The sequence below is a fragment of the Nostoc sp. ChiVER01 genome, from assembly GCF_034531155.1.
GTDB lineage: Bacteria > Cyanobacteriota > Cyanobacteriia > Cyanobacteriales > Nostocaceae > Nostoc.
The window spans coordinates 109,475-125,484 of record NZ_JAVRBS010000019.1 but is presented as its reverse complement, the minus strand read 5'-3'; the positions used below and the strand labels follow the sequence as shown (position 1 = coordinate 125,484).

The 16,010-nt window shown below is 41.3% G+C and carries 13 protein-coding genes; 7 read left to right on the top strand and 6 right to left on the bottom strand.

Translation table 11 applies throughout. The features are described 5' to 3' along the window. Positions 1–89 precede the first annotated feature (89 nt). From RMY00_RS23325 to RMY00_RS23305, 5 genes are all read right to left on the bottom strand, one after another. Positions 90–1,100 (bottom strand): LysR family transcriptional regulator, encoded by a 1,011-nt coding sequence (locus RMY00_RS23325; RefSeq protein WP_322649813.1) that lies wholly within the window; start codon positions 1,098–1,100, stop codon positions 90–92. Between the two features lie 339 nt (positions 1,101–1,439). Then, on the bottom strand, positions 1,440–1,685 hold the full coding sequence (locus RMY00_RS23320) for a hypothetical protein (protein ID WP_322649812.1): 246 nt from the start codon (positions 1,683–1,685) through the stop codon (positions 1,440–1,442). 66 nt (positions 1,686–1,751) lie between these two features. Then, entirely contained in the window at positions 1,752–2,699 is a 948-nt protein-coding gene (locus tag RMY00_RS23315) for a hypothetical protein (RefSeq protein WP_322649811.1), read from the bottom strand. Positions 2,700–2,876: 177 nt separating this feature from the next. Next, the gene (locus tag RMY00_RS23310; RefSeq protein WP_322649810.1) at positions 2,877–4,196 is read right to left on the bottom strand and encodes a HEAT repeat domain-containing protein; all 1,320 of its coding nucleotides are present in this window, start codon (positions 4,194–4,196) and stop codon (positions 2,877–2,879) included. 17 nt (positions 4,197–4,213) lie between these two features. Further along, positions 4,214–4,627: a ubiquinol-cytochrome c reductase iron-sulfur subunit gene (locus RMY00_RS23305; protein ID WP_322649809.1), complete on the bottom strand. Its 414-nt coding sequence runs from the start codon at positions 4,625–4,627 to the stop codon at positions 4,214–4,216. 496 nt (positions 4,628–5,123) lie between these two features. Between RMY00_RS23305 and RMY00_RS23300 the strand changes: the two genes are divergently transcribed. The 7 genes from RMY00_RS23300 to RMY00_RS23270 all read left to right on the top strand — a co-directional run bounded on the left by RMY00_RS23300 (position 5,124) and on the right by RMY00_RS23270 (position 15,073). After that, positions 5,124–6,752, top strand: coding sequence for a ferredoxin--nitrite reductase (locus tag RMY00_RS23300; RefSeq protein WP_322649808.1), 1,629 nt, complete (start codon positions 5,124–5,126; stop codon positions 6,750–6,752). 343 nt (positions 6,753–7,095) lie between these two features. Beyond that, positions 7,096–8,598, top strand: a complete 1,503-nt coding sequence (locus RMY00_RS23295; RefSeq protein ID WP_322649807.1) for a NarK family nitrate/nitrite MFS transporter — start codon at positions 7,096–7,098, stop codon at positions 8,596–8,598. Positions 8,599–8,837: 239 nt separating this feature from the next. After that, positions 8,838–11,063: a nitrate reductase gene (locus RMY00_RS23290; protein WP_322649836.1), complete on the top strand. Its 2,226-nt coding sequence runs from the start codon at positions 8,838–8,840 to the stop codon at positions 11,061–11,063. Between the two features lie 281 nt (positions 11,064–11,344). Next, a complete protein-coding gene (locus RMY00_RS23285; protein ID WP_322649806.1) occupies positions 11,345–11,803 on the top strand; it encodes a phosphate-starvation-inducible PsiE family protein in 459 nt (152 codons plus the stop codon). Positions 11,804–11,963: 160 nt separating this feature from the next. Then, on the top strand, positions 11,964–12,416 hold the full coding sequence (locus tag RMY00_RS23280) for a nitrate reductase associated protein (protein WP_322649805.1): 453 nt from the start codon (positions 11,964–11,966) through the stop codon (positions 12,414–12,416). 189 nt (positions 12,417–12,605) lie between these two features. Next, complete coding sequence (locus RMY00_RS23275; protein ID WP_322649804.1) at positions 12,606–13,208, top strand: DJ-1/PfpI family protein; 603 nt, start codon at positions 12,606–12,608, stop codon at positions 13,206–13,208. Between the two features lie 482 nt (positions 13,209–13,690). After that, positions 13,691–15,073, top strand: a complete 1,383-nt coding sequence (locus RMY00_RS23270) for a PrsW family glutamic-type intramembrane protease (protein ID WP_322649803.1) — start codon at positions 13,691–13,693, stop codon at positions 15,071–15,073. A gap of 255 nt (positions 15,074–15,328) precedes the next feature. Here RMY00_RS23270 and RMY00_RS23265 read toward each other — a convergent pair whose 3' ends face one another. Then, positions 15,329–15,976, bottom strand: coding sequence for a hypothetical protein (locus RMY00_RS23265; RefSeq protein ID WP_322649802.1), 648 nt, complete (start codon positions 15,974–15,976; stop codon positions 15,329–15,331). Between the last annotated feature and the right edge of the window lie 34 nt (positions 15,977–16,010).

Below are 16,010 nucleotides of genomic sequence, written 5' to 3'. Positions count from 1 at the left end.
CTATCAAATTATCGTAGTATTGGATGAAACAAAAGCACCATACCCCTGTACCAGCAGCAGTAATCACCACAACTACTAATGTTCATCAATTAGTTGTTAGGCACTTTGCGCGACTGCATCGCGCCCTCACTTGTTCCAGTCGCGTAAATCCTGTTGTGCCAGTTGCGTAAGTCCTGAATTTGTAATGGAATATTTTCGCGCACGAGTTGCCAAAAGTGTTTGATGGGGGGAATTTGAAGGCGATCTTGAGTTGTTACCATAACTACGCGACGAGTCAAACTTGAACCATCTGCTAAACCACTAGTATTATTGCTAGCTAAGGAACGAATCGCTAGGGTAGGGTCAAGACGAGCTTCCACTAATGCTGATTGAGGTAGCAAAGCGATCAATTCTCCTTGGCGCACCACTCCTCGGAAGGCATCTAGGGTATTTACCTCTAAAGCCGCTTGGAGTGTAGCTTCCATTCGCTCAAATCTATCTTGTATTAAACGCTGCATCCCATAACCATCTTTAAAAACCACTTGGGGATAACGAATCAACTCCGACCAAGGGACTAATTCATATTGGGCTAGTGGATGATTGGCTGCGGTTAGAATTTCTATTGGTTCATCATAAAGTACTTCTACCACCATTTCTCTACCAGTGGTTAAGAAGCGATTATTCATCACAATTGCTAAATCCACCAACCCATCTTTGAGGACTTTCAGGGCGCGATCGCTTCCCAATGAAGTCACCCGCAATTGCACATCTGGATAATCATGGCAAAATTTTTGTAACACTGGTGGTAAGTAAGATCCACAGAGGGAGTGAATCGCGGCAATGCAAAGTTCTGGCTGTTTTCCGGCGATTAAATCAGCTAATTCTTCTGTAGCTGTCTGCCATTCTTGGCAAATTTTCCGGGCGCGGGGTAGTAAACATTCACCTCCCAGCGTTAATTTTGCATGATTAGTTCTGTGAAACAGTTCTATACCCAAATCTGCTTCCAATGCCTGGATTTGGCGACTAATCGTCGATTGGGTAACACCAGATGTTCGCGCTGCTTGTTGAAAGCTGCCGGTTTGTGCGATCGCCAGAAAGGCTTGCAACTGCTCTAGGCGCATTTTTATGTAGCCTGAATTACATTTATAGCTTTCATTAAGTTAACGGTTTTTTATACGCAATTTAGTATAGTTTATTACAGTATTTTTTCTCAAATTTAAATTTGTGTAAAACAGGTTCGACTGCCTTAATCCTCGATTATCTGCTTTACAAGGATTTTTGCGGAAAATATCGCTAAAAAAGAATTGACTATCTTCTGCTGAAATATATGAATTTTTAGATAAGATTTTTAATTAATCACATTATGAGGTTTGAGCAACACAAGTTTCTGTGCAACTTACGGATACAGATGCGATCGCGTCATACTTGCATTTACTAATTACGAATTATGTTGATTATTTTTAATCTGTCTGCTGCACCGCAGTGTTAGGCTGTTGGCGTTGGGCAACCTGAATTAACAACCTCAATGCGTCATTCACCGTTTTATCATTAGGAAAAGCTTGGGCAACATCGGGATCTAAAAGGACTAAGTTTGTACCCTGACGATACCGCTCAACATACTTGCCTCTGATGCCTCCCTCCATTTGAGCAAAATTGTACTCAGAACGTAATTCGTCTTCCATTTCATTTTCAATTTCTTTGTTCATAAAACCTTTTCTCCTGACGGCTTGCTTTTTGAATACTGAATAATTCGTACTTTTTTTTAGACTGGGTTACTTGCTCGCTTCTAGTGTAGATACAATTTCAATCATCAGTTTTCGGCGACTTCCTTCTATACAATCAAGATTTGCCAACCAATTTAGAATATCTATAATTTCTCTTGATTGAGTTGGAATCAGCTTGTTGCTCCTCACTATTCGCCTTAGTGCTAATAATGCAGCATACTGTCCAAAAGGCATCTCTAGAACGCCTATTGCTCTTGAAAGTAATAGATTTACATACTCAATTGATGGCTGCCACTCAATGTACTTGTATGCAGATAAACGTTCTCCACCGTTGTTACTATTTAGCTTTGCATAAACAGGGAAATTTACAACTTTAGGAACTAAAGCCCACATTATTGATGAAATTTCTCTCATTAATCTTGTCCGCTCATTTCCAGAGGGCATCTCATCTCTAACTCTGTCGTAATAATGACCTAATTGTTCTATTCGTTTAAGTGCTTCTGTCGCATCAATGTCACTTGTAGCATTAACTAGAGTTACAGCATCTCGATAACGCTTTTCAACCTGTTGATATGTTTCTTGAGAAGTTAGATTTGTCGATGCAACGTTCAAAATTTTTTCTTCATAGTTCTGCGATGCTTCTTCTACACCATATCTCAGTTTAATTCTAAGTAAGTTAGTTTCGACTTCTTCAATGCCTTGCTGACGCAACCAATTCAAAGAACCTTGTAATTGTGGAAATAGCGAAATAAACCAAGGAAGTAGGATGGGAAGCCAAAGAAGAAAAACAAGAACTAAAGTTACTGATGTAACCTTGAATTCAATAGAAAAGCTCCAAATCTTACTATTGACCTTATCTGATTTCAGGGAAATATTTAGAATACTTAATATGATTAAAGTAATAATAGTAATTAAATATTTTTTCTTTAATGAAGAAGGAAATTCCGAACTAGTAGCAAATTGCTCATTCTGATTAACTTTTCGAGTTAAGTTCATATTCATTTAAGTTCACTTTAAATTTTGCAAGTGCGATTACCTACAGCTATAAAACGCGACTAGATATAAGCACACCCACAGAATAACCTTTCGGCTAGCCTCCGACAATCAACATTACGCTAACTTAATCCTGATAAAAATTATTCTTTTTGTCTCCCCATCGTCGTTTGAGAGAATTTACCACTCAGCTAAAGCGATCGCTATTCCTTGTTGCAAATCTTGTGTGAGTTTGGGGTTCTTTGCTAATTGCTGTAATTGTTGATATGTGGCTTCCCCATCCAAATTTTTCAGTGCAGCGATCGCATGTAGTCTCACCGATGCATTAGAATCAGCTAGTAGCGAAATCAATGGTTCAATAGCTTGCATTTCGCCTAACTGCCCTAAAGATAGCGCGATCGCACTTTTGACACTGGCAATCTCTATGGCTGGATGCTGCGTTAGCGAAGCTCGCCGAAGGCATCGCAGTATTTGCAATAATATTTCTACGGCTAATGTAGTTTGGGGCTTTTGCACTCGCCCTAAAACGGTAACAATTTCTTGCCAAAGTGTCTCTGAAGTGATTTGATTAAATGCCGTTTGCAAATATTCCAAACTAGATAACGTCCCCAGCCAACTTAAAGCGCGGATGGTTTCTAATTGCAGTGGTAGCAGTGTATGGGGTGATATTAGCAGCTTAAATAATTGTTGGGCTGCGTCATCACAACCCATTCGAGAAAGGGAAACTGCGGCTGCACAACAAACATCAATATTAAAGTCGTAAAGCTTGGGTTGTAGTCTCGTCACCAAATCTAATGCTTCGCGTAAGTCGGGGCGAAAACCTAAACCAAGTATTGCTGCACGCCTAACTGTGGCGGCTATATCATCCAAAGCGTTTAACAATACTGGTGGCACACGTTCGTCATGAAAGCTGCTGAGGGCTTCAATTGCAGCCGTGCGGATTGTTGCTTGTGGATCTTGTACTACACTCAATAGCGGTGTGATGGTTTCTGTTTGGGGAATGCAGGAAAGCGATCGCACTGCTAAAAGCCTTGTATCTTCATCTGCTAAAAGTTCAGTTAATGAAGTAATCGCAACAGTACCCATTTGTCCTAATGCTGTAGCTGCGATCGCTTTGAGTTCTTCATCCTCATCGGTTTTCAACAATTCAATTAAGGGTGCGATCGCTTCTGGCTGTTGAAATTCGCCTAAAGTTCGTGCTGCATACCAGCGTAATTCTTCCTCTGCATCTTCGTCTTCTAATATCTCAATGAGTGGTGGGATGGCAATATTTCCCAAGCGAGTTAACATTTTGGTGATTTCCCAGCGTTGCTGAAAATCCCCCATCTCTAAGATTGAAAGTGTTAATTTCAGCAGATATTCTCGATTTTTAACTATCTCTGGATGTTCAGAATCTGTCCCTATAATTAATTGTTGTAAATATTCAATTAGTGATGACCAATCAGCTGCATCGTATGCTGTCTGGGCTTGCACCAAAAGCTGGTTGATATTACTCACCATACTCTAAATTGTATTGTTTAACTTGGCTTGACTAGAACTGAATTACCCTCAATTTTGACGGCATAAGTTTTAAGCGCTTCTGTCGCTGGGCCTTTTTGTACTTTACCGTCAATGCCAAATTCCGAACCATGACAGGGACAGGCGAATTTTTTTGCCTCAGCTTTCCATCCCACTGTGCAACCTGCGTGAGTACAGGTAGGGTTAACTGCTGTCAAATTTGCGCCTTTAGATGTACCGACTACCAATACAGGCCCAGCAGGTGAGTTTTTAGCCAGCAATTGACCAGTTTTATCTAATTCTGTCGATGTACCGACTGTTTGCCAATCCTTAGATACTGGAGTTGTTTGAGAAGAACAGGCTGCGATCGCTACAGGTAGAGAACTTGCTATCAAACTCAAACCTACCCAATTAATAAAATCACGACGTTTCATAGCTGCTGAAATAATATCTAAGTTTTAGCTAACATCTACCACTCAATTTTGGATTCAGGATTGATTTAAGGAAATCCAAAATCCCTTTGATCGTTTCAAATACTCGTAATTAAAGGGTTTGCGTAAGATATTGGTTGGTTTTGATGCAAAAAATGCATATTTTATATCCGTTTTAAGCAATTTTACTAAAAAACCGTAGCTATTTATACGATTTTAACAGAAATATGCCTTTAACTTGTAAGTATCGAAATTGTTACATGAACATTATCTAAACCTGCTTGACAAATTTCCAAGATGTAAATGACGACAAGTTTTCCTTAACTAATTACGGGTTTGGAGTTTCGTTTTGAATGCTCTGAAGTAAAAATAATCAACCGTAAGCAAATATTAAGTTTTTAATTCCTAATTCTCGTAGATACAACACCTAATGAAACTACGGGTTGATTGATATTGGGCAATTATCACCATATTCAGTAATTTAGACGAGAGTCAGATTATGACAGACACAGCAACTACCACTACTAGCCTCAACAAGTTCGAGAAATTCAAGGCTCAAAAAGATGGACTCGCTATCAGGGATGAGATAGAAAAATTTGCCGCCTTGGGCTGGGAAGCAATGGACGAAACTGATCGCGATCATCGACTTAAATGGGTGGGTGTGTTTTTCCGCCCAGTCACCCCAGGTAAGTTTATGATGCGGTTGCGGATGCCTAACGGTATTCTCAACAGCAGTCAGATGCGTGTTTTAGCCCAAGTAGTGCAACGTTACGGTGATGATGGTTGCGCTGATATTACTACGAGACAGAATATCCAATTACGGGGGATCAGAATTGAAGATTTACCAGATATCTTTAATAGATTTCACGCAGTTGGTTTAACCAGTATCCAGTCAGGGATGGATAACATCCGCAACATCACAGGCGATCCGGTGGCGGGGTTGGATGCAGATGAGTTGTACGACACACGAGAGTTGGTACAGCAAATTCAAGATATGCTCACTAACAAAGGCCAAGGAAACCCAGAGTTTAGCAATTTACCACGGAAGTTTAATATTGCGATCGCAGGTGGACGAGACAATTCAGTTCATGCTGAAATTAACGATTTAGCTTTTGTTCCAGCATTTAAGGAAGCGAATGGGGAATGGGGAGTAGGGAATGATGAACAATCCCCTACTGCCTACTCCCTACTCTCTACTCCCCAAAAAGTTTTCGGGTTTAACATCATTGTGGGTGGCTTTTTCTCAGCTAAACGTTGTGAGGCGGCGATTCCTTTAAATGCTTGGGTACTTCCCGAAGATGTAGTTGCTGTATGTAGAGCCGTTTTGGAAGTATTTCGTGACCACGGGTCGCGTGCTAATCGGCAAAAATCCCGCTTGATGTGGCTAATTGATGAATGGGGTGTAGAAAAGTTTCGAGCAGAAGTAGAAAGCCGTTTGGGTAAATCATTATTACCCGCAGCCGCAAAAGACGAGATCGATTGGGAAAAACGCGACCATATCGGGGTATATAAACAAAAACAAGCAGGATTAAATTATGCAGGTTTGAACATTCCCGTCGGGCGGCTGTATGCCGAAGATATGTTTGAAATTGCCCGTCTAGCGGAAGTTTACGGCAGTAGCGAAATCCGCTTCACAGTTGAGCAAAATATCGTTATCCCCAATATCTCTGACTCACGTTTAGCAACATTTTTAACAGAGCCTTTGCTAGAAAGGTTTTCTATTGATCCAGGTTTGCTGACGCGATCGCTAGTATCCTGCACAGGCGCACAATTTTGCAACTTTGCCCTCATCGAAACCAAAAACCGCGCCCTGGCAATGATTAAAGCCTTAGAAGAAGAGTTAACTTTCACCAATCCAGTGCGAATTCACTGGACAGGTTGCCCTAACTCATGCGGACAACCCCAAGTTGCAGACATCGGCTTGATGGGAACTAAAACTCGCAAAAATGGCAAAACCTTAGAAGGTGTTGACATATATATGGGTGGCAAAGTCGGCAAAGATGCTCATTTAGGAACTTGCATCATCAAAGGCATACCATGCGAAGACTTGCAGCCAGTATTGCAAGATTTACTGATTAAAAACTTTGGAGCAAAACTCAAGCAAGAAGCCCTACTAGTTAGGAACTGATTGGGAATTTGTCATTTGTCATTGGGCAAAACTCATATTTCAACTTTAAAGGTTCAACGTCCGAGATAAAAGGTGCAACGTCCAGGTAAAAAGGTGCAACCTCCGAGCTAAAAGGTGCAACGTCCAGGTAAAAAGGTGCAACGTTCAAGTAAAAAGGTGCAACCTCCGAGCTAAAAGGTGCAACGTCCGAGTAAAAAGGTTCAACGTCCGAGTAAAAAGGTTCAACGTCCGAGCTAAAAGGCTCAACCTTCGAGCAAAAAGATGCAACGTCCGAGTAAAAAGGCTCAATTTCCGAGTTCAAAGGCTCATCTTCACTGTATTTTATTCAATTAGAAAGATTAGAATGCTTAAAAACTTATTTTCGTTCAGCGATCGCTACCGCATCTTACATCAAACTTGGTTTGCTTTCTTTCTCACCTTTGTTTGTTGGTTTAACTTTGCCCCCTTCGCTACAACTATTGGCAGAGAACTACATTTAGCACCTGAGCAAATTAAAACTTTAGGCATCTGTAACCTTGCTCTGACAATTCCCGCCCGGTTAATTATTGGGATGCTTCTGGATCGTTTTGGCCCCAGAATCACCTACTCAATGCTGCTGATGTTTGCGGCTGTTCCTTGTTTAGCAACGGCGCTAGCGCAAGATTTTAATCAACTAGTTATCAGTCGTTTGCTGATGGGAATTGTCGGATCTGGATTTGTTGTCGGTATCCGCATGGTGGCAGAATGGTTCCAGCCGAAGGAGATGGGAATTGCTCAAGGCATTTATGGCGGTTGGGGTAACTTTGGGGCTTTTGGTGCAGAGTTTGCCTTACCGATACTTGCAGTTTCTACAAGCTTTTTCGCTGGTGGTGCTTCTAACTGGCGGTTTGCGATCGCACTTACAGGGATCATTACAGCTATTTACGGCGTAATTTATTACAACACTGTTCAAGATACGCCCGCAGGCAAAGTTTACAAAAAACCTAAGAAAAATGGTTCTCTAGAAGTCACAAGTATTAAAAGCTTCTGGGCAATGATCGTCTCGAATTTTGGTTTGATATTCGCTCTAGGTTTATTAGCTTGGCGCTTAGAACAAAAGAATATTCACTTCCTAACTTTGAGCCAAATGTATCTGACTTGGTTACTATTAGCAGGATTATTTGCTTACCAAAGTTACAGAGCTTGGCAGGTAAACCGAGAACTCCTAATTGGCAAGAAAACCTACGCTCCATCTGAACGTTTCCAATTTGGTCAAGTAGCTTTACTAGAATTTACTTACATAATTAGTTTTGGTAGCGAACTGGCAGCCGTTTCCATGCTTCCGGCATTCTTTGAAAAGACCTTTGCTTTAGAGCATGTTGTTGCTGGGATGATTGCTGCTACTTATCCATTCTTAAATTTGATTTCTCGTCCCAGTGGTGGCTTAATTTCTGATAAATTTAGCTCCCGCAAATGGACAATGACAATTATCAGTGCTGGTATTGGTGTTAGTTATTTGATTGCACATTTTATTAATAGTAGCTGGCCGATTCCGCTAGCGATCGCAGTTACAATGTTAGCCGCCTACTTTGCCCAAGCTGGCTGCGGTGCAACCTATAGCATCGTACCCCTAATTAAAAAAGAAGCCACTGGACAAATTGCTGGAAACGTGGGAGCTTATGGTAATTTTGGCGGCGTAGTTTACCTAACAATTTTTAGCTTAACCGATGCTCCAACGCTATTTTCCACAATGGGTATAGCTGCTTTAGTCTGTGCTTTCATGTGCGCCTTCTTCCTCAAAGAACCAAAAGGTTCCTTTGCCCCTGTATTTGAAGGTGAATTATCGGAAACCGCAACGAAAAACCCTATCTTCTTAACTGAAGAATAATCAACTCAAGGATGAAGTAAAAAATTCACTATAAAACCTGAATTAGGGAACTTTACACTTCATCCTTCCATAGGAATCCTAATTCATGATTTTTTTTCTTCTCTCTGCGCTCTTGGCGTCTTGGCGGTTCGTTAAAAAAACTTATGAAAAACGAACCGCCAAGACGCCAAGGACGCCAAGAAATAAAAATTTCAAAGAGTTTTTGCATTACACACAAATCTCTCAACCTGTCGCTAGCCATGAGTGAATTTACCAAAACCCTTTGTCCCTATTGCGGTGTTGGCTGTGGACTAGAAGTTTCACCTCCAGCCCAACTTGGCAAAGCAACTAATCGAGATAGCCAAGGAAATCCAACTTGGCGAGTGCGCGGTGATAAAGCCCATCCATCTAGTCAAGGAATGGTTTGTGTCAAAGGTGCAACGATCGCAGAATCTTTAGATAAAAATAGATTACATTACCCAATGGTGCGAGACTCCTTAGATCAAGAGTTTCGCCGCGTTAGTTGGGATGAAGCTTTTAATATAATCACGCAGCGCATTCAAACTATCCGCTTCACCCAAGGGCCAGAAGCCTTATGTATGTACGGTTCTGGCCAGTTTCAAACTGAGGATTATTACATAGCCCAGAAATTAATGAAAGGCTGTCTGGGTACTAATAATTTTGATGCTAACTCGCGCTTATGTATGTCTAGTGCTGTGTCTGGCTACATTCAAAGCTTTGGCTCGGATGGCCCGCCCTGCTGTTACGATGACTTGGAGTTAACTGATTGTGCATTTTTAATTGGTACTAATACAGCCGAATGTCACCCCATCGTTTTCAATCGGCTGGCAAAGTATCACAAAAAGAACCGCAAAGTCAAAATGATTGTGGTTGATCCCCGTCACACACCAACCGCAGAAGCTGCTGACTTGCATTTAGCGATTCGTCCTGGTACAGATATCGACTTGTTAAACGGCATCGCCCACTTGTTGATGCGCTGGAATTACATTGATACCATGTTCATGGATGACTGCACTAGCAACTTTCCTGCTTATGCTGAAGTAATTCGCCACTATCCGCCAGAAGTTGTGGCTCGTCAATGTGGAATCAGTATTGAAGATTTAGAAACAGCAGCTCGCTACTGGGGTAAATCGCAGCGAGTATTGTCCTTGTGGTCAATGGGTGTAAATCAATCCTCAGAAGGGACGGCTAAGGTAAGAACTATCATTAATCTGCACCTGATGACTGGACAGATTGGCAAACCTGGGGCTGGCCCTTTTTCCCTCACTGGTCAGCCAAACGCAATGGGAGGACGCGAAGCCGGAGGTTTGGCGCATTTATTACCAGGTTATCGGGTAGTAAAAAATCCTCAGCACCGAGCAGAAGTTGAGCAGTTTTGGGGACTTAAGCCAGGACAGATTTCGCCCAATCCCGGTTTGACTGCTTGGGATATGATTACTGGCTTGGAAGATGGGGCTGTAGAGTTACTGTGGATTGCGGCTACCAACCCAGCTGTGAGTATGCCAGATTTGGAGCGAACTAAAAAGGCATTATTGCGATCGCCTTTCACTATTTACCAAGATGCATATTATCCCACAGAAACCTCTGCTTACGCTCACGTTCTGCTACCAGCCGCCCAGTGGGGTGAAAAAACTGGTGTAATGACAAATTCTGAACGGGTGGTAACTTTATGTCAAGCATTTCGCCAACCGCCAAGAGAAGCTAAAGCAGATTGGGAAATTTTCGCCGAAGTTGGACGTAGATTAGGTTTTGAGAAAGAGTTTGCCTTTGCTAACTCCGCCGAAGTTTATGCTGAGTTTGTCAAACTAACTAAAACTCGCCCCTGCGATATGACAGGTATCAGTCACGCCCAATTACAAGTTGAAGGCCCGACTCAATGGCCTCATCCTGAAGAGAGCAGGGGGAGTAGAGGAGCAGGGGAAGCAGGGGGAGAAGTATCTGCCAATCGCTCTGGGAAACGGTTATATACTAACCTCCGTTTCCACACTCCTGATGGACGCGCTCGATTTGGGGCATATTACTCAAAGGGATTGGCAGAACCACCAGATCCAGATTATCCTTTTGTGCTAACTAATGGACGACTTTACGGACACTGGCATACCCAGACACGTACCGGGCGAATTGAAAAAATTTGTAAAATGCATCCCGAACCGTTTATTGAAATTCATCCCCGTGATGCTGCGAACTTAGGTATTGTAGATACTATGTATGTAGAAGTGCGATCGCGTCGGGGTAAAGCGAAGTTTCCTGCTAAAGTGACAAAAGCGATCGCGCCTGGTACAGTCTTTGTCCCCATGCACTGGGGTTCACTGTGGGCAGATAATGCCGAAGCCAACGCCCTCACCCATCCAGAATCTTGCCCCGATTCGCTCCAACCAGAATTAAAAGCTTGTGCTGTGCAGCTGATACCAATCTCTGTAGAAGTTACAGTCAAAGATTATCAACTCCAATCCTCACAATGGTAAACCCCTAAGTCTACCGCTTAAGAGATAATTAATAATCACCAATAGGTAATTTAGTCAATAATCAATAGCCAATAGTGATTATTATTTTTTATAGCTCTCTACTATTGACCCATACCAATTACCATATTTGAAGAGGTTAAATTTATAATAACCAGAGGTTTGACTAGTGCCGAATTAAGCTATAGAAAAATAAAAATCAGATAGTACTAACAAATGATTTTATTTTAATCCTCTAGATTTATCTATGGGATTTTATTTTATTGAAAAATCGGGTGCAGCAGATGAAAAAGTTAATGAGGCGAATTCTAGAAGCTACTAAAGATGAGAACTTCATGCATTTCATTGAAAACATAGAAGTGATAGTTTCTAAAGTTCTATCTATTTTTATGGTGGTCGTTATTTTGGTAGCGATCGCAGATTTAGGAGTATTTATTGTTAAAGAGTTGTTTACAGCGCCTTATGCAAAATTTTACACAACAGTGTATAAAATTTTCGGATTATTTTTGAATATTTTAATTGCTTTAGAAATTTTAGAAAATATCACAGCTTATTTACGAAGACACGTTTTCCAAGTTGAATTAGTTATTGTTACATCTTTAATTGCTGTTGCCAGAAAAATTATTATTCTTGACTTAGAAAAAGTTGGAGGTATTGATATAATTGGCTTAGGAATTGCTATCCTCGCCTTGTCAATTAGTTATTTGATAATTCGTCTAAGTAATTCCAAAAATACCAATTAAAAATTTAATATGTCTGGCATACAATTTAGTTAGATATATAGCAATTAGTAAGTTATGAAAGAATCTAGGTATATGTAGGGTGTGCAACGTTGCGTAACGCACCTTCCATTCATGGTAAAAAACCTTTAATTTTGAACGTTCAAATTTTGAATACTTTCTTATGACAGATTTCTTTGAATTTGAAGCAGATTTTGTTGATTCGCTGCGTTGTATCCCCATGCAGGTGCGTTGCAAATTAGATACTTGTGGCATTAAACTAAAATTGTCTGATTGGAATCAAATGACTACAGCCGAGCGTCAAGCTTTAGTCGAATTACCTTGCACTACAGAAACAGAAATTCAGTCTTACCACGAGCATATCCAGCAATTAATTTTACAACGCACGGGTTTACCAGCTACAAAATTGCCCATTGAGCCTCATCCCGCATGGCTAGACTCTGCCACTGTACCAGCCAGCATCCAAGAAAAAGCTCAAGAATTAGGTGTAACCCTAACACAGCGAGATTGGACAGGTTTAACGCCGTTACAGCGTTTTGCCTTGATTAAACTCAGCCGCCCAGGACATGAAAACAAAAACTTTGAGAGAGCGATCGCAGAATTCCATCTACTTTAATTAGTCAATAATCATTAACAGAACAACTTTGTTAACTTGACTTTCTGAAATGATACATTACAGTACAATTAATGCTCTAATGTATCAAAAATTTACGCATAGCTTAACGCTTAATATAGCTAACTCTAAATTAATATTTACTTAATAAACCATTATTAACTATTCACTAGTAGGTGAGGGTAAAAAAATATGGCTACAAAGAAACTTTTGATGCTGGTTGGGGACTACGTAGAAGACTATGAAGTAATGGTTCCTTTCCAGGCGTTGCAAATGGTGGGACACACTGTCCATGCAGTTTGCCCAGACAAAAAAGCTGGTGACAAGGTACGGACAGCAGTTCACGATTTTGAAGGAGATCAAACTTACAGTGAAAAACCCGGTCATAACTTCACTTTAAATGCCACCTTTGCAGAAGTAGAAGCTGCAACCTACGATGCTTTAGTGATTCCCGGAGGACGCGCACCAGAATATATCCGCCTGAATCAGCAGGTACTAGAAATCACCCGTCACTTTGCCCAAGCCAATAAACCGATTGCTGCCATCTGCCACGGCTTGCAGTTATTGGCGGCTGCTAATGTACTGCAAGGCAAAAGATGTACTGGCTACCCTGCTTGTAGCCCAGATGTCAAGAGTGCTGGAGGGATTTATGTCGATATCCCTGTTGATCAAGCAATAGTTGATGGTAACTTGGTGACAGCACCAGCTTGGCCTGCTCACCCCCATTGGTTGGCAGAATTCCTCACAGTACTTGGAACTAAGATTGAACACCCAGAATTGGCTACAGTTGTTTGAGGCAAGATACCAAAACCATTCCAAATCAACAAAACGCTTACGCTGTATTGTTTTTGACTTTTAACTTTTGACTTTTGACTTCCGCCTTGCGGTGCTAGCCTCTCCCTTTGTCAGAAAACCATACTGGCTCACAAAATACCACTGAAAATTATATATTTTTGAAATAGAACAAAATGCAGTAAAAAATACTGTTTTTTAATAAATTGCCGTGGGTTTAATTTGCAGTTAGGATGTCAAGAGTATACCACCCATACAATCTGATTTATTCGCCTAACAAACCAGTTTTAGGATAAACTCAAGAGCAAATGGAATACTTAATTTACATTAGGTAAAACAATTTGAAATTTTGCATCTATAAAATTTAAATTTCTTAGCAGGAAGTGAAGCTATAGTGGATTTAGCAATGCTGCTGTTAATGTGGCTAAGGTTAGTCCTGCTGCCAAATTATGTGAAGAATTAGTTTAGAAACGCACTTCTTATCGATGACAGGCAAACACGCAAGACATAATGCATTTCTGCGGCTAGTGTCTGGTAATGGGGCAGCTTTGGGATCAGAATCTCGCTATTCCCTGCCCCCCAGTAAAGAGATGGTAATTGGACGCGACCCTAGCTGCCAAGTTGTCTTGGATGCCATGATGTACCGAATGGTATCTCGTCGTCATGCAGTGGTTCGTCCCCTCTCTGTATCACCAGATAGCAAATTCAGCTGGGTGCTTTGTGATTTAAATAGTGCAAATGGTACTTATTTGAATGGACAACGCTTGTATGAATGTCAGGAATTGCACCCAGGCGATCGCATTTCTCTAGGTGCTGATGGGCCGCAATACGTTTTTGAATACGAGTATACCCTACTCACCCCGGCCACAACAGTTAACCAAGTTACACCATTACCTTCGGCGACAAATCACCACGGCCACACGCAATTAAAGCAGCCAGATTCTGTTAGCTTCACCCAGCTTTTTCCGATTATTTCCACTGGTAAAGATTTAACTCGTAAAGCTTACCTCGTACCGGGAATCCTGACTGTAATCTTTGTAGTGTTAATGTTTGCTACAGTTGGTCAGCCCCAAGCAAATCAGGTGATTGTAGCTACTTACATCGCCTTTGCTGCCTACTATTTTGTTTACCAACTTTGCGGTAAACAGAAGCCTTGGTGGGTGCTAATGGCTGCGGCACTGGGTACAATGCTGATTTTGCTTAGTCCGTTGTTGGATTTATTTATCTTCGTATTTCGCACCGTCCTGCCTGGAAACTTGCCCTCATCCCAAGAATCTATAACCTTTACAGAGTTGCTGGTGCGGATGTTTTTTGGCGCTGGCTTGATGGAAGAATTACTCAAGGCATTGCCTGTACTAGGGGCGTTTGCCATCGGCAGAATATTATCTTCACCTTGGCGGGAACGCGTAGGCATCTGGGAACCTCTAGATGGTATTCTCCTGGGAACAGCTTCTGCTGTAGGCTTTACTCTCTTGGAAACTCTCGGACAATATGTGCCAGATATTACTCAGAATGTCACGCAACAGGTTGGTATAGGCGCTGCTGGTCAACTGGCGGGTTTACAACTGCTAATTCCGCGAATTTTAGGGTCTGTAGCAGGACACATGGCTTATAGTGGCTATCTGGGTTATTTTATTGGGTTGGCTGTCCTAAAACCCAGTAGAAGTTGGCAAATTCTCTCTATTGGTTATCTTAGTGCTGCTGCGCTTCATGCTTTGTGGAATGCTACGGGATCAATCAATGCCTTGCTGTTAGTAGTTGTTGGGGTGTTATCTTACGCCTTTTTGATGGCAGCAATTCTCAAGGCACGAGCGCTATCACCGACGCGATCGCAAAATTTTGCTACCAGATTTCTTGGGCCAAAATAAGGGATGGGGCAGGGGAGGCAAGGGGAGAAGAATTAATAATCAATGCCCTGTTTGGCCAATTACTTTTGAATATTTATGTCTTGTGATAGATGGACTAATGTTATAATCAGTTTATTGTGAAGTTACTTTAGGCTCACTATATAAAAATAGTGGAAATTAGTGAATGCTTAAAATAAATCGCTACACAAGTGTTATCAGCAGATAAATCTGCTTGCATTGGAAATTTATGTAGAAAAAAGAGAGAGTGCATTCAAGTTATGCTTCATACTCAGACTTGTTGAGTTCATTAAAAGCATAAGAAGCGATCGCTAAAGTAACTTTTGCTTTCTCTACTTCTGATAAAGCCGTCCACTCGTTATTTTGAAGATTATTGAGTGCAGATGCCGCGTTTTGCGATTCGCTGCTTCGCATAGCGTAAGTAAAAGGACGAGCCAAAACTAAAAGATCCTCTGTTCCCCAATTTGGTAGTACTGTCTGAACACACTCAACCAGTTGTTCACCGATTGATTGCTGGGCAGCAAGAATTTCAGCAGCTTTGGTAGCGATGGTGTTGAGCAATGCTTGGGGGACACAAGCGGCAAAAGTACTAGATAATGTCTGTTGAAGATTAAGTACTTGTGCTTGTTGGTGATTGTGATTATTGTCTGACTTTTGAGAGATACCAGACCAAAGTGTGTCTAAATGGCTATAAAAATCCTGCGATCGCGTTGTTAGTTCTTCCTCAAGCAAATCTTGCATTCCGAACTGTTGTTCTAATTCGTCAAAATAAGCTTCTGATTCTTCATCACCTGGATTCCAGGGATAGGTAGCATCATCTGGTTCTAGTAACGCTTCTAATAATTCTAAATCTATTTGATCTGGCAAAGAAGAGAAAGTCTCTGAGCCGTTAATTTTATTAGCCATGTTTCATTGCCTCACAATTATTATTTGGTGGTAT

What these genes read in the sequence shown, in the direction of transcription:
- RMY00_RS23325 (WP_322649813.1), bottom strand. Translation starts at nt 1,100, where the DNA reads ATGCGCCTAGAGCAGTTGCAAGCCTTTCTGGCGATCGCACAAACCGGC.
- RMY00_RS23320 (WP_322649812.1), bottom strand. Translation starts at nt 1,685, where the DNA reads ATGAACAAAGAAATTGAAAATGAAATGGAAGACGAATTACGTTCTGAG.
- RMY00_RS23315 (WP_322649811.1), bottom strand. Translation starts at nt 2,699, where the DNA reads ATGAACTTAACTCGAAAAGTTAATCAGAATGAGCAATTTGCTACTAGT.
- RMY00_RS23310 (WP_322649810.1), bottom strand. Translation starts at nt 4,196, where the DNA reads ATGGTGAGTAATATCAACCAGCTTTTGGTGCAAGCCCAGACAGCATAC.
- RMY00_RS23305 (WP_322649809.1), bottom strand. Translation starts at nt 4,627, where the DNA reads ATGAAACGTCGTGATTTTATTAATTGGGTAGGTTTGAGTTTGATAGCA.
- RMY00_RS23300 (WP_322649808.1), top strand. Translation starts at nt 5,124, where the DNA reads ATGACAGACACAGCAACTACCACTACTAGCCTCAACAAGTTCGAGAAA.
- RMY00_RS23295 (WP_322649807.1), top strand. Translation starts at nt 7,096, where the DNA reads ATGCTTAAAAACTTATTTTCGTTCAGCGATCGCTACCGCATCTTACAT.
- RMY00_RS23290 (WP_322649836.1), top strand. Translation starts at nt 8,838, where the DNA reads ATGAGTGAATTTACCAAAACCCTTTGTCCCTATTGCGGTGTTGGCTGT.
- RMY00_RS23285 (WP_322649806.1), top strand. Translation starts at nt 11,345, where the DNA reads ATGAAAAAGTTAATGAGGCGAATTCTAGAAGCTACTAAAGATGAGAAC.
- RMY00_RS23280 (WP_322649805.1), top strand. Translation starts at nt 11,964, where the DNA reads ATGACAGATTTCTTTGAATTTGAAGCAGATTTTGTTGATTCGCTGCGT.
- RMY00_RS23275 (WP_322649804.1), top strand. Translation starts at nt 12,606, where the DNA reads ATGGCTACAAAGAAACTTTTGATGCTGGTTGGGGACTACGTAGAAGAC.
- RMY00_RS23270 (WP_322649803.1), top strand. Translation starts at nt 13,691, where the DNA reads ATGACAGGCAAACACGCAAGACATAATGCATTTCTGCGGCTAGTGTCT.
- RMY00_RS23265 (WP_322649802.1), bottom strand. Translation starts at nt 15,976, where the DNA reads ATGGCTAATAAAATTAACGGCTCAGAGACTTTCTCTTCTTTGCCAGAT.